Below are 12345 nucleotides of genomic sequence, written 5' to 3' on the forward strand. Positions count from 1 at the left end.
GAACCAGTGGCCCGCGATCCCGCCGGATTGGCCGCTGCTACCGATGGTGGGCCGCCCGCAGCCGGGGATCTACTTCACCGCCGGCGCCGCCCATGCCCGCCATGTGGCGCTGGTGGAACCCGCGCTGGAATCGGTGGATCCTGGGTGTTAGCTTAAAACCGGGGCGGGGTTTTCCCTTCTGTCCCTAATGGGCGGGGCGCGGCCCCCCCGCGCCCCCCCCGTCCGTTCGATCGGCGGATATGCCCTTACCGGCGCGCGATGGGCGACCGTTAAGATTACTTACGGTGTGCCGGGAAGTCTGGTCGGCGATAAATCGCGCGCCCCCGAGAAAATGACTCCGGACGGGCGGGCGTGCAGATGTCCGTACGACCGAAAGGTTTCCCGTGCTGAGCAGTCCACGGTCCGAACTTGCCAGATACCTGCGGACCGAGACTGTCGGCGGATCATTGCTGCTGATCGCCGCGGCAGTGGCCTTGCTCTGGGCCAATTCCCCGTGGGGCGAGAGCTACCTGACGCTGTCCGATACGCATCTGCCCATTCCGCCGCTGCACCTGGACCTGACCGTCGCCGAATGGGCCAAGGACGGCCTGCTCGCCATCTTCTTCTTCGTCGCCGGCCTGGAACTGAAACGCGAGCTGGTCGTCGGTGAGCTGGCCGACCCGAAACGGGCGGCGCTGCCGATCATCGCCGCCGTCGGCGGCGTCGTGACCCCCGCGATCATCGCCTACTCCGTGGGATTCGGTGTGGACGGGATGGACCAGGCCTGGGCCATCCCGGTAGCCACCGATATTGCCTTCGCGCTCGCCGTGCTGGCGATGACGGGGTCGCGGATCCCGGCCAGCGCACGGGTCTTCCTGCTCAGCCTCGCGGTGGTCGACGATCTGATGGCCATCCTCCTGATCGCGGTGCTGTTCACCACCGGGCTGGCGTTCACCTGGCTGCTGGCGGCGCTGGCCTGCTGTGTGGCCTGGTGGTTCGCCCAGCACCGGCGCTGGAAATCGCCACTTGTCTACATTCTGATCGGACTCGTGTGCTGGTACGCCCTGCACGAGGCCCATATCCATCCCACGCTGGCGGGAGTGGCCTGCGGTCTGCTCACCCGGGTGCGCCCCGACAAGGGCGAAGACGAAGCACCCGCCACCCGCTGGGAACACCGTGTCCAGCCGATCTCCGCCGGACTCTGTGTACCCCTGTTCGCGCTGTTCGCCTCCGGCGTGCCGTTCAATATCGAGGTTCTCGGCGACCTGTTCACCGAACGCCTTTCCCTGGCGATCATCCTCGGCCTGCTGTTCGGGAAGATCATCGGCATCTTCGGCATCAGCTGGCTCGCGATCCGCTTCGGACTCGCCAAACGTCCCGCACACCTGGGTTATCGCGATATGTTCGCCCTGTCGGTGCTGGGCGCGATCGGGTTCACCGTTAGCCTGCTGGTGGCGGAACTGGCGCTGGAGAACTACCCCGAATCCGCCGAATTGGCCAAGGCCGCGGTCCTGGTGACCTCCATGGCCGCATCATTGATCGGTTCGGCGCTACTGTTGCGGCGTGGGCGTGTCCACGAAGCACAGCGCGACGCGGATGCGCTAGAACCAGAACAGTAAGACCGAGCAGAATCGGGACAGGGAGAGGGTCGACCACGTGAGTGTCACACAGGGCGGTAACGGCGACGGCGCACGAGGCGGCACAGTCACCTCGATTCCGCTGTCCGAGATCGACCCGCATGCCTCGGCCAGTTTCGGCAGCCTGGTCCGCGACGCCTCCGAGCAGGTCTCGACCCTGGTCCGGGCCGAGGTGGCGCTGGCCAAGGCGGAGGTCACCGGTGAGATCAAGAAGGGGCTGCAGGGCAGCGTCTTCTTCATCGGCGCGCTGACCGTGCTGCTGTTCAGCAGCTTTTTCTTCTTCTTCGCGGTGGCCGAAACGCTGGATATCTGGCTCACCCGCTGGGCCGCGTTCTGGATCGTCTTCGCCTTCATGATCTTGGTCACGGCGCTGCTCGCGTTCCTGGGCTACCGGAAGGTCAAGAAACTGCGGGCACCGGAGAAGACGATCGATTCGCTCAAGCAGACCCGCACGGTGCTGCCCTCCGGAATCGGCAGCCACGACGACCCCTCCGCGCTGGCGAAGACCACGCGCTGAGCGGGCCAGACACCGGACGCGACCGGGCGTTCACTACGCTCGGACGCCGTGGCGTCGAACTTTCCCCCGGACCCGTCGAGCGTGCGCTACGACGGTGCCTGGACGCACCGTGATGTGCACGCCAACGGGATACGGCTGCACGTAGCTTCCGCGGGTCCCGACGACAATCGCGCCGGGCCCGGTGACCCCGCGCCGCAGCTCGTGGTCCTGCTGCACGGTTTCGCCGATTTCTGGTGGACCTGGCGGCATCAGCTCACCGCCCTGGCCGAACTCGGCTACCACGCCGTCGCGGTCGACCTGCGCGGCTACGGTGACAGCGATAAACCCCCACGCGGTTACGACGGCTGGACCCTGGCCGGTGATATCGCCGGGCTGATCCGCGCACTCGGCTACAGCGACGCGACACTGGTCGGGCATGCCGACGGCGGTCTGGTGTGCTGGGCCACCGCGGTTCTGCATCCGCGACTGGTACGCGGTATCGCCGTGGTGTCCTCACCGCACCCGGCGGCACTCAAGAGCTCGATATGGCGCGACAACGCGCAACGCCGCGCCTTCCTGCCGGGCTTTCTGCGCGCCCAGCTGCCCCGCTATCCGGAACATCTCCTCACCCGTGAAGACGGTCGCGGTGCCGCCGATCTGCTGACCAGCCGCAGTTCACCCACCTGGTCCGATACCGCGGAATGCGCCGATACCGCGGCCCGGATGGCTTCGGCGATCCGGATTCCCGGCGCGGCTCACTGCGCACTGGAATACAAACGGTGGGCGTTCCGCAGCCAATGGCGGCCCGACGGGCGCCGGTTCATCGCGGTGATGCGCAAACCCGTCGATATACCGGTGGTTTCGATGCGCGGCGAATTCGATCGGTACATCCTTCCGCATACGGTGCACCGCGCACCACAGCTCGCACCACGCCGGCGGGTGGTGACCGTCCGCGACGCCGCGCATTTCGCGCATCAGGAGAATCCGGAGGCAGTCACCGCCGAGATCGCCAAACTCCTCGCCGGCGAAGGTGGTCGAGGCCACGACAGCTACGCCTGACTGTCGTCCCGATAGTGACTCGGCCAGGCGGAACTCGGCCTGCGCGCCGCCGGTGACGGCGGTGCCCGGCTGTCCGTCCCGGCACACCCGGAACACAGCAGTCAGCGATCGACTCGGGTCAGCTCAGTACACAGGGGCCCGTGGCAACCGGCACCGTCGACGAGGGCGCCGCGGTGATCCGTTCGTGGACCTCGTTCAGCGTCAGCACGTATCCGGTGTCGTCGTCGGTGACGGCGGCACCGAACACCACGCCCAGCACCTTGCCCTCGGTATCGACCAGCGGGCCACCCGAGTTACCCGCCCGCACCTGGCCGCGCACCGTGTACACCTCGCGTTCGACGGTCCCGTCGCGATAGATGGTGGGACCGCTCAGGTCCAGGGTTTCCCGGACCCGGGCCGCGCTCGCGGTGTAGCGGCCGCCGCCGGGATAACCGAGCACGATCGCGCTTTCGCCCGATCCGGCCGCATCCGGGGCCTGCGGTATCACCGGCGCGGTGAGCCCGGGCACCGAAAGCACCGCGATATCCATGGACGGATCGAATTCCACCACTGTCGCTTCCAGCGGGCCCGCGGCCGAATCCACCGTCACACTGGTGGTTCCGGCCACCACGTGGGCATTGGTCATCACCCGTTCCGGCGCCACCACGAAACCCGAACCCTCCAGCGCACGCTGGCAACTCGGCGCGACACCGCGGATACGCAGCACACTCTGCTGCAGCGATTCGGCCACGGGACTGGCCAGCACACTCGGATCCGGGGGTTCCACCGCCGCAATGGGCGCCCGGCCGAACGGACCGATCACATCCGGCAGACCCGAGGTGTTCAGCAGTTTCGAGAACTCGTTGGGCAGTTTGCGCAACCAATCCGGGGCGACCCGGTTGACATCGGCGAGCACCCGGGAGCTGTTGATCGCCGAGGCGATGGCCGGCTGCGAAGAGGTGGCCAGCGGTAACGCCAGCAGCCACGCCGTCACCAGTACCGCGCCGGCCATGAGCACCGCACCGACCGTGCTGTCGGCGCCGCGGGCGAAGGGATGCCGCATTCCGCTGCGCGCCGCCCGGCCGAGCACCATCCCGGCGATCTCCCCGACGATCACCAGCAGCACGATGAGCAGCACACCGGCCAGAACCCGGCTGCGGCCTTCGTCGATGTGCACGAGAATATGCGGGGCGATCAGGATTCCGGCGACGGCGCCCAGCACCACGCCGAGGAACGCCAGCGCGGAACCGACCGCACCCTGCCGCCAGCCGGAGGAGGCGGCCGCCAGCGCCAGGATGACCACCGCGATATCGAGCCACGCCGAAGAGCTCACAACACCATCCCCACCGCGGCCAGCGCCTGCTCCAGATCACGCACGTCGGTTCGGTCCCATTCCGATTCCCAGCCCAGTGAAGTCATGAGTCCGGCCAGTATGCCGCCGGTGAGTCCCCAGACCAACATTCCGTCCACCTGGAACGCCGGGCTGCGGTAGCCGAGCGCGCTGCGCACCAGGAAACGGTTCGCCGGATCCAGCAGGTCCGACATCGGTACGCGGACCACCCGATCGGTCTCCCCGCGATCCATGACGCGCACCTCGCTCGGCGTGCGCCAATAGGCAACCACCGGGGTCACATCGAAGCGGGAGGGCGGTACGAACAGCTCGGGCAGGGTCGTCACCGGTACGACCCCCGCGCGGTCGAGCCCGGTCTCCTCCCAGGCCTCACGCAGCGCGGTATCGACCGGCCCGTCGTCACCGGGATCGACCGCGCCGCCGGGGAAGGCGACCTGACCGCGGTGTTGGCGCATGGTGGAGGCGCGTTGTGTGAGCAGTACCTCGGCATCCGCGGGCAAGCTGCCCGGCGCCGCCGGATCACCGGCGGGGTCACCGGCGAACAGCACCAGTACCGCGGCTTTGCGCACCTTGCCGGCCATCGTGCGGCGCAGAACCCGCGTCCGCCCCAGGGTGTCGGCGAAATCGGGCTGCCCGGGACCGGCCGCCCTGCTCAGCCAGGGCGGCAAATGTTCTTCGGTCATGCGGTAACTCCCAGGGCACCGGCCACGGTATCGGCGATATCGGCGACATCGCGGAACGGGCGGGCGACGTACTCGGCAATCGAACCATCCGGCCGGATCAGCACCGTGATCGGTAGCGCGTTGGGCGCATTCGCCGCCGCGCGCACCCGGGCGTCGGGGTCCTGCAGGCCGGGCAGCCGCAGTTCCGGCCGGTGCTGGGCTCGGAGATCTCGATTCAGTGCGGCCAGCAGCGAGAGCGCTTTCGCCTCGTCCGGATCGCTGTGCACGGTCAGCACCCGCACCGCCGATCCCGCCCGGTCCGCGTACTCCTGGAACAGCGGCAATTCGGTCCGGCAGGGCTCACACCAGTAAGCCCACAGGTTCAGCACCATCGGGGCACCGGTCATCCGCCCGGGCGTTGCCGGAGCGCCGTCGGCCAGGCAGGTCAGGACGATATCCGCGAGCGGTCCCCCCGGTGGGGAATCGGAGCCCGGGGGGCAAACCGCGGCGCCCGAAGCCTGCCGCAACGCTGGATCGACCCCGCGGGAAGGTTCCGGAGGCGCGCCGGTGCCCTCGGAATCCGAACCGCCGCGCGGCCACAACGCCACCGCCGCCGCCAAAGCCACGATCACCGCCGCCAACGCCCATTTCCACAAAACCGGTCGGCTCACCGGCCCACCAGTTCGAGCAGATGCGCGGCCTCCGGACCTTTCACCAGCGCCGCGGCGGTATCGGGATCGGTCGGGCCGGCACCGAACGAAGGACAATCCTTGGCCAGAACACACACACCACACGCCGGTTTACGGGCATGACAGACACGGCGCCCATGGAAGATCACCCGATGGGACAGCAGTGTCCACTCCTTGCGTTCGATGAGCGCACCCACGGCGTGCTCGACCTTGACCGGATCCTCCTCGGTCGTCCAGCCCCAGCGACGCACCAGCCGCCCGAAATGAGTGTCGACCGTGATACCCGGAATTCCGAACGCGTTACCGAGAATGACATTGGCAGTCTTGCGGCCGATCCCGGGTAACCGGACGAGGTCCGCCATCGTGTGAGGTAATTCACCGTCGTGCCGTTCGAGCAGTGCCTGCCCGAGACCGATCAGCGAATTGGCCTTGTTGCGGTAGAAACCCGTCGGCCGGATGAGTTCCTCCAGCTCCGTACGGTTCGCCTCGGCATAGGCCCGGGCATCCGGATAGGCGGCGAAAAGCGCCGGAGTGGTCATATTCACTCGCACATCCGTGCACTGCGCCGACAGGATCGTGGCGACCGCCAATTCCAGTGGATTACCGAAATCCAATTCGCAGTGCGCATCCGGAAATGCCCGCGTCAGCGTCCGGTTCATACGGCGTGCACGGCGCACCAGACCCAATCGGGTTTCGGCCGGTCGGGAACCGGTTTTCCGATTTCGTACCCCGCCGGAAACCGAGGGCGCAGCACCCGCCGCGGCTGTTCCGGAAAGGGGGCTTCCGGCGGTATCGGAGGGGGAGATTCGCACCCATCCACCATACGGAACCCACCGACAACCTTGCCCTGCCAGTTCTGGTCCCGTATTCCATCTGAGACCTCGACCGTGTTTACTACCCGGCATGCAAGGACTCGCTGTGGCGCTCTTCCCAGTGGTGTTGATGCTGTTCGCCCTCGGTATGGAACGGGTGGAGAACCGTCTTCGCAAACTTGTCGAGCCCGACGAGGAGGTCCAGGCCTACCTGGACAAAGCCAGCAACGCCGAGGTCAACGAGCTCACCAAACTCGGCCTACCGGCGGCGGTCGCGCGTATGCGCCGCCGTCGCAACCGCAGCGAGGAGGCCGAGGAACCCCTCGATATCGCCCGGGCGAGCTGATTCGGCGCGCCCGCTGCCGTGGACCGGACAGCCCCCGGTTAACCTTCCTTTCGTGGTGTCTGTCACTGCGCGTCGATAAGGCCGCGTAGACTGCACTGTCGGCCGAACTGCTTCGGTCCGACGACTACAGCCATTCCCGATAAGGAGCACATTCGTGGACGAGGCCCTCGCCAGAGCCGGCATCTTCCAAGGCGTTGAGCCCACCGCGGTGGCTGCGCTCGCCAAACAGCTGCAGCCCGTGGACTTCCCCCGCGGCCACGTCATCTTCAACGAAGGTGAACCAGGCGATCGGCTGTACATCATCACCGCCGGCAAAGTGAAGCTCGGCCGCCGTTCCCCGGACGGCCGGGAAAACCTGCTGACCATCATGGGACCGTCGGATATGTTCGGCGAACTGTCCATCTTCGATCCGGGTCCGCGCACCTCCACGGCCACCACGGTGACCGAGGTCCGCGCAGTCACCATGGACCGGGACGCGCTCAAGTCCTGGATCGATCAGCGCCCCGAGATCGCCGAGCAGCTGCTGCGCGTGCTGGCCCGCCGCCTGCGCCGCACCAACAACAACCTCGCCGACCTGATCTTCACCGACGTCCCCGGCCGGGTCGCGAAGGCGCTGCTGCAGCTCGCCCAGCGTTTCGGTACCCAGGAGGCCGGTGCGCTGCGCGTCACCCACGATCTGACCCAGGAGGAGATCGCTCAGCTCGTGGGCGCGTCCCGGGAAACGGTCAACAAGGCGCTCGCCGATTTCGCGCACCGCGGCTGGCTGCGTCTCGAGGGCAAGAGCGTGCTGATCTCCGATTCCGAGCGGCTGGCCCGCCGGGCACGCTGAGTCACCCGGCCGAGTTACGAGCGCCGTGGTTCACGGTGGCAGTATCGCCCGGCCACTGTGAACGGTTACCGGGGTCGTCGGTTCGCCGGTACCCGGCTGCAGCGCAGATAGCCGGGTACCGCTGATCTGCTCCGGACCGCCGCCTACTCGGCCCCGCACCGGCACATCCGGTGGTGGAGTGTCCGACCGCCTGATCTGCGGGGCGCCGCCGAAGTGTGCGTTCGGTAGTCGGCACCGTCCGCACCGGGTACTCGACGAGTTCGGCCTCGTAGCCGCCCGGCAGCGGGCCCGCCGCTGCGGGGCGGACAGGACCGGTGCGGGCGCCAGCCACGTATCGGCTCGTGATCGTGGCGCCTGCAACGATCCAGGACGGCCGAACGCGATAACGCGCTCAGGCGTCCGGTTCGGAGCGCAGATAGGTGAGCTGGGATTCGACCGAGTTCCGCGCCATCGGCCACATGCTCTCGTCCACATCCACGTACACCTTGCGCACCACGTCCATGGCGTCGGCGTCCGCACCGAGTTCCTCGAGCGCGGCACGAACCTGTTCGAGCCGCTCGTGCCGGTGGGCGATGTAGTACCGCGCGACCGGTTCCAGGTCCGGATGGTCCGGCCCGTGTGCGGGTAGCAGTGCCCGTCCGGCCCCCACCTCCAGCAACCGGTCCATCGAGCGCAGATAGTCGCGCAGGGTGCCGTCACGGTCCAGCACGGTGGTGCCGCGACCCAGGATGGTGTCGCCGGACAGCACCGCGTCCGCGAGCAGGAAGCTGACCGAATCGGCGGTATGCCCCGGGGTGTGCAGCACGGTGATCCGCAGACCTGCGATGTCGATGACCTCATCGCCGGTCAGCGGCGCGACCTCGCCGCGCAGGAATTCCGATTCCATGGCGCGTACCGGCGACCCGGTCGACCGGACCAGTTCGTCGATCCCGCCGGTATGGTCCGGATGACGGTGGGTGATCAGCGTGAGCGCCACCGCACCGCCGGTCGCCTCGGCTATGGCGGCGATATGTTGCGGATCGTCCGGCCCCGGGTCGACCACCACACAGTCGGTGTGCCCGGGAGCCCGCAGAATCCAGGTGTTGGTTCCGTCCAGGGTCATCGGCCCCGGATTGTTCGCGAGCAGTACCGCCGCAGTCGGCGTGACGGCACGCAATTTCCCATAGGCGGGATGGGTGAGTGTCATCGACGACACCTCCGATCAGAAAGCAGCAGAGTCGAATCTACGGTCCACGGCGGCACAACTCCGGTACAGGTCTCGGATCCCGGGACATGGGCGAATCGTCAGCCGCAGCCGCACAGCAGATTTCCACAGCCATAGGAAGGCCGGAGAGATCCGAGGGGCGAAGTGACAATCCGCACCGCACTCCGCCCGGTCCCTGCTCGGTTCGCCCGCGTGGCGGTGGGCCTAGCGGACCTCGGCGATCAGTTCGACCTCGACCGGGGTGTTCTTGGGCAGCTCGAAAACGCCGACCGCCGACCGCGCGTGCGCACCGGCGGGGCCGAACACCTCGCCCAGGAATTCGGAGGCGCCGTTGATCACCAGCGGCTGGTCGGTGAACCCGGATGCGGAGGCCACGAAACCGACGACCTTCACGATCCGCACCACCTCGTCGAGACCTACCAGATCGTGCACTGCGGCCAGTGCGTTCAGCGCGCACCAGCGGGCCGCGAGCACCGCCTCGTCGAGCGATACCTCGGCGCCGACCTTGCCGACGGCCGTCAGTTCACCCGAGACGAACGGCAGCTGCCCGGAGGTGTAGACATGCGCGCCGCTGCGCACCGCCGGCACGTAGGCGGCGACAGGGGCCACCACCTCGGGCACTTCCAGCCCCAGCCGGTCGAGGTTCGCGCGCCATTCGGTAGCGGGTCCGCTCACGTTGGATTCCCCCACGGCGCTTACTGCTTCGGCCGCTTCAGGTAGGCGACATGCTGCTCGCCGGTCGGGCCGGGCAGCACGGTCACCAGTTCCCAGCCGTCGGCGCCCCACTGGTCCAGGATCTGTTTGGTCGCATGCGTCAGCAGCGGTACGGTCGCGTACTCCCACGGGGTGATATCGCTCATGCGGACCGAGCGTACTGGGTCCCGGGCCGAGTACCCGGCGCAGGACCGGGTGTGGCCGAACAGGTGCCGGATCCCGGTGTCTGGTACACCACAGCAGGACAATCCGGAGTATGCGGGCATCCGCCCAGTCCGGGTTATAGGCTCGCGACCGTGGCAGAACCAACGACGATGTCGGAATCGGCCCACCCGGATATGAAAACCGGATGGCCCGAGCGTGCGGCGAGCGCCCGGCTGCACTATGTATCCGGTAAAGGCGGCACCGGTAAGTCCACGGTCGCCGGGGCGCTCGCGCTGGCACTGGCCGCGGGTGGACGGCGGGTACTTCTGGTCGAGGTGGAGAACCGGCAATCGATCGCGCAACTGTTCGACCTGCCGCCGCTGCCACCCACCGAGACGAAGATCGCCACCGCCGACGGTGGCGGCGAGGTCGTGGCATTGGCGCTCGATATCGAGCACGCGTTCCTCGAATACCTCGATATGTTCTACAACCTCGGCTTCGCGGGGCGTGCCATGCGCCGGATGGGGGCGATCGATTTCGTCACCACGATCGCGCCGGGTCTGCGCGATGTCATCCTGACCGGCAAGATCAAGGAATGCGTGGTCCGGCTCGACAAGCAGGGCGCACCCGTCTACGACGAGGTCGTGGTCGACGCCCCGCCGACCGGGCGGATCGCGAGCTTCCTGGATGTCACCAAGGCGATGGCCGAACTCGCCAAGGGCGGCCCGATCGCCGGGCAGGCCGAAAGCGTATCCCGGCTGCTGCATTCGGATCAGACGATGATCCACCTGGTCACCCTCCTCGAGGCGCTACCCGTTCAGGAGACCCTCGATGCCGTGGCGGAGTTGAGCGCGAACGATCTGCGGATCGGCAGCGTTATCGTCAATCGCGCCGCGCAGAGCCCGCTGAGTATGGAAACCCGGGCGGCCGCGGCCGCGGGTGAGCTCGATACCGAGGCCGTCCGCGCCGGCCTGGAAGCCGCCGGAATCGCCCTGACAACCGCCGACTTCGCGGGCCTGCTCACTGAGACGGTCGAGCATTCGACCGTGTTGAGTGCCCAGGATCAGAGCGCCGAGGATCTGCTGGATCTGGATATCGCACGATTGCAGCTACCCACCCTCGACGAGGGTATGGACCTAGGCGGCCTGTACGAACTGGCCTCCTACCTGACCGAACAGGGAGTCCGATGAGCACCCGACCGGCCGGCCCGGCCCCCCTGGACATCTCCGGCATCCTCGCCGACCCCACCGCCCGGGTCGTCGTGTGCTGCGGTTCCGGCGGCGTGGGCAAGACCACCACGGCCGCGGCGATCGCCTTACGCGCGGCCGAACAGGGCCGCAAGGTCGTGGTTCTCACCATCGACCCGGCGCGGCGACTGGCCCAGTCGCTGGGGGTCGCGGATCTGGACAACAGCCCGCAGCGGGTGGACCTGGGCCCGGAGGTCAAGGGCGAACTGCACGCGATGATGCTGAACATGCGGCGCACATTCGACGAAATGGTGCTCGAACACACCACACCGGAGAAGGCCGAACAGATCTTCGCCAACCCCTTCTACCAGGCGGTGGCCTCGTCGTTCGGTGGCACCCAGGAATACATGGCGATGGAGAAACTGGGCCAGCTGGCGGGCCGAAAGGAATGGGACCTGATCGTCGTGGACACCCCGCCGTCGCGGAATGCGCTGGATTTCCTCGACGCACCGAAACGGCTGGGGACCTTCCTCGAAGGCCGCATGATCCGGGTCATCATGGCGCCCGGCCGAGGGGTCGGGCGGTTCGTCACCGGCGCGATGAGTCTGGCGGTACGCGGGGTGTCGACCATTGTGGGCGGTCAGATGCTCAAGGACGCCTCGAATTTTCTGCAATCGCTGGAATCACTGTTCGGCGGCTTCCAGGAGCGGGCGAACCGTACCTTCGCGATGCTGGCCAAACCCGGCACGCATTTCCTGGTGATCGCTGCCCCGGAACCCGATGCGCTGCGCGAGGCATCGTTCTTCGTGGATCGGTTGTCGACCGAGCAGATGCCGCTGGCCGGGCTGGTACTCAACCGGACCCATCCGGTGTTGTGCTCGCTTCCGGCCGATCACGCCCTGACCGCCGCCGACCGGCTCGGGGATTCCGATCCGCTGACCGCCGGAGTGCTGCGCGTACACGCCCACCGGGTGGCGACCGCCCGGCGTGAGCAACATCTGCTGCACCGGTTCACCGGTGCGCATCCGCGGGTGCCGATGGTCTCGGTGACCGCGCTGCCGTTCGATGTCACCGATCTGGCCGCGCTGCGTGCGGTGGGAGCCCAGCTGGCGGGTACCGAGTCGGTGACCGCCGGCTGACCGGTCACGCCGCCGGGATTCTCCGGCCGATCAATCGGGGGGCGGGGGGGGGGGGGGGGGGGGGGGAGACCGCCCCGGGGGGGGGAGCAGGAGTAGGGAGGAGAAAAACGCAGGGGGG

General features: G+C 67.7%; 14 protein-coding genes. 7 read left to right on the forward strand and 7 right to left on the reverse strand.

What is annotated here, in order from left to right; translation table 11 throughout:
• The first annotated feature begins 386 nt into the window (after positions 1 to 386).
• Genes nhaA through QH196_RS06700 form a run of 3 tightly spaced genes read left to right on the forward strand, consistent with a single transcriptional unit; the run spans position 387 to position 3171 of the window.
• On the forward strand, positions 387 to 1598 hold the full coding sequence (nhaA, locus tag QH196_RS06690) for a Na+/H+ antiporter NhaA (RefSeq protein ID WP_280414884.1): 1212 nt from the start codon (positions 387 to 389) through the stop codon (positions 1596 to 1598).
• A gap of 37 nt (positions 1599 to 1635) precedes the next feature.
• Positions 1636 to 2133, forward strand: a complete 498-nt coding sequence (locus QH196_RS06695) for a phage holin family protein (RefSeq protein WP_280414875.1) — start codon at positions 1636 to 1638, stop codon at positions 2131 to 2133.
• Between the two features lie 48 nt (positions 2134 to 2181).
• Entirely contained in the window at positions 2182 to 3171 is a 990-nt protein-coding gene (locus QH196_RS06700) for an alpha/beta fold hydrolase (protein ID WP_280414876.1), read from the forward strand.
• Positions 3172 to 3289: 118 nt separating this feature from the next.
• Here the strand turns inward: QH196_RS06700 and QH196_RS06705 are convergent, their stop codons facing one another.
• From QH196_RS06705 to nth, 4 genes are read right to left on the reverse strand one after another with little or no spacing between them, the layout of a single operon-like run.
• A complete protein-coding gene (locus tag QH196_RS06705; protein ID WP_280414877.1) occupies positions 3290 to 4483 on the reverse strand; it encodes a MarP family serine protease in 1194 nt (397 codons plus the stop codon).
• A complete protein-coding gene (locus tag QH196_RS06710) occupies positions 4480 to 5184 on the reverse strand; it encodes an NUDIX hydrolase (protein WP_280414878.1) in 705 nt (234 codons plus the stop codon). Before QH196_RS06710 ends, QH196_RS06705 begins: the two co-directional genes overlap by 4 nt.
• Complete coding sequence (locus QH196_RS06715; protein WP_280414879.1) at positions 5181 to 5834, reverse strand: TlpA family protein disulfide reductase; 654 nt, start codon at positions 5832 to 5834, stop codon at positions 5181 to 5183. The genes QH196_RS06710 and QH196_RS06715 overlap by 4 nt, the downstream gene beginning before the upstream one ends.
• Positions 5831 to 6511: an endonuclease III gene (gene nth, locus QH196_RS06720; RefSeq protein WP_280414880.1), complete on the reverse strand. Its 681-nt coding sequence runs from the start codon at positions 6509 to 6511 to the stop codon at positions 5831 to 5833. Before nth ends, QH196_RS06715 begins: the two co-directional genes overlap by 4 nt.
• A gap of 259 nt (positions 6512 to 6770) precedes the next feature.
• On the opposite strand from nth, the gene QH196_RS06725 reads away from it, so the two are divergent.
• Positions 6771 to 7010, forward strand: coding sequence for a hypothetical protein (locus QH196_RS06725; protein ID WP_081595241.1), 240 nt, complete (start codon positions 6771 to 6773; stop codon positions 7008 to 7010).
• A 154-nt stretch (positions 7011 to 7164) separates the two neighbouring features.
• Complete coding sequence (locus tag QH196_RS06730) at positions 7165 to 7839, forward strand: Crp/Fnr family transcriptional regulator (RefSeq protein ID WP_033243926.1); 675 nt, start codon at positions 7165 to 7167, stop codon at positions 7837 to 7839.
• Positions 7840 to 8230: 391 nt separating this feature from the next.
• Here the strand turns inward: QH196_RS06730 and QH196_RS06735 are convergent, their stop codons facing one another.
• The 3 genes from QH196_RS06735 to QH196_RS06745 all read right to left on the reverse strand — a co-directional run bounded on the left by QH196_RS06735 (position 8231) and on the right by QH196_RS06745 (position 9903).
• Positions 8231 to 9025, reverse strand: coding sequence for an MBL fold metallo-hydrolase (locus QH196_RS06735; RefSeq protein ID WP_280414881.1), 795 nt, complete (start codon positions 9023 to 9025; stop codon positions 8231 to 8233).
• 222 nt (positions 9026 to 9247) lie between these two features.
• On the reverse strand, positions 9248 to 9718 hold the full coding sequence (locus tag QH196_RS06740; protein WP_280414882.1) for a RidA family protein: 471 nt from the start codon (positions 9716 to 9718) through the stop codon (positions 9248 to 9250).
• A 20-nt stretch (positions 9719 to 9738) separates the two neighbouring features.
• Positions 9739 to 9903 (reverse strand): DUF4177 domain-containing protein, encoded by a 165-nt coding sequence (locus tag QH196_RS06745; RefSeq protein WP_157116249.1) that lies wholly within the window; start codon positions 9901 to 9903, stop codon positions 9739 to 9741.
• Between the two features lie 168 nt (positions 9904 to 10071).
• On the opposite strand from QH196_RS06745, the gene QH196_RS06750 reads away from it, so the two are divergent.
• Together QH196_RS06750 and QH196_RS06755 are read left to right on the forward strand one after the other, a co-directional pair.
• Complete coding sequence (locus QH196_RS06750) at positions 10072 to 11091, forward strand: ArsA-related P-loop ATPase (protein ID WP_280414885.1); 1020 nt, start codon at positions 10072 to 10074, stop codon at positions 11089 to 11091.
• Positions 11088 to 12227, forward strand: coding sequence for an ArsA family ATPase (locus QH196_RS06755; protein ID WP_280414883.1), 1140 nt, complete (start codon positions 11088 to 11090; stop codon positions 12225 to 12227). Before QH196_RS06750 ends, QH196_RS06755 begins: the two co-directional genes overlap by 4 nt.
• Positions 12228 to 12345: the final 118 nt, after the last annotated feature.

Source organism: Nocardia carnea, from assembly GCF_029868325.1.
Taxonomy (GTDB): Bacteria; Actinomycetota; Actinomycetes; order Mycobacteriales; family Mycobacteriaceae; genus Nocardia; species Nocardia carnea_C.